This window comes from Wolbachia endosymbiont of Tuta absoluta, from assembly GCF_059414725.1.
In genome coordinates this window covers 1-862 of the sequence record NZ_JBNRJY010000329.1, presented here as the reverse complement: position 1 = coordinate 862, position 862 = coordinate 1, and the positions used below count along the sequence as shown (strand labels likewise).

1 protein-coding gene is annotated in these 862 nt (G+C 35.6%); it reads left to right on the top strand.

Annotation, left to right across the window (positions count from 1 at the left end):
* Positions 1–651 precede the first annotated feature (651 nt).
* A partial coding sequence (locus ACJ5GX_RS03520) for a hypothetical protein (RefSeq protein ID WP_495292707.1) occupies positions 652–862 on the top strand: 211 nt, incomplete at its 3' end.

Here is an 862-nt window from a genome sequence, read left to right as displayed (position 1 = left end):
AACCACCACTGCAAGAATAATAGCTTTATGTTTGAACTGCTCATTGGGGCCAACTTTTGAACCTTGTGGATCGATCGTGTAAGTATTTCTTCTTATTGTTACCGACCAAGTCAACTAGACGATTATTAAACGTGTCGTCTTAAGACTGGAAGAAATCTCTTAACAAACAAGTTCGCCTTTGGGACATTTTACGTTATCCACTTAAATACTTTTTCCTGTACTAGGAGAATATAGTTCAATATAGTGATCATACATATATTTATAGATTTAGTACCATGCATGCCAATACACAGGCCTCATTCTACGAGATCATCTAATTGGCTTGGTCGATTAGTATAAAATTAAATAACATAATTGTTGAGAATGTCATAATGATAAGCCATTTTAGAAAGTCTGTTTCAAAACAGAATAGTCAGAAGTTTACCAAATACATAATTAATTGAACTCATAAAAACTTTTCTATGTAAACAACTCCCAAATTCCCAGTCGACAGAACATGACTCATCCTTGCAATCAACAAAACAAAAACACACGGTTTTCCTTATCAATCCGCGAGTTCCAAGTGGTGCTTATTTTGATGCGTCAGTACATTACCAGTTGTTCGTTCGTGAAGTCGTCTGCTTTCTATAATTATTAATTATCATTACGAAAATGGGGCATTTAGAAATCCCAAAGTCTTGGGCACATCATTCTAGTCTACCTGGCGATTTTGATGGATTTTCTGAAAACCAGGCGTATAGAAAATACGTGAAACAGGCCTTTGGTCTAGAAAAAACTTCACCTAGATTTAATATGGACAGTTTTTATCAAAAAGTGCCGGAATACTGGGCTCATCCTTCGCAAATGAGTTCAAGTTACAGTC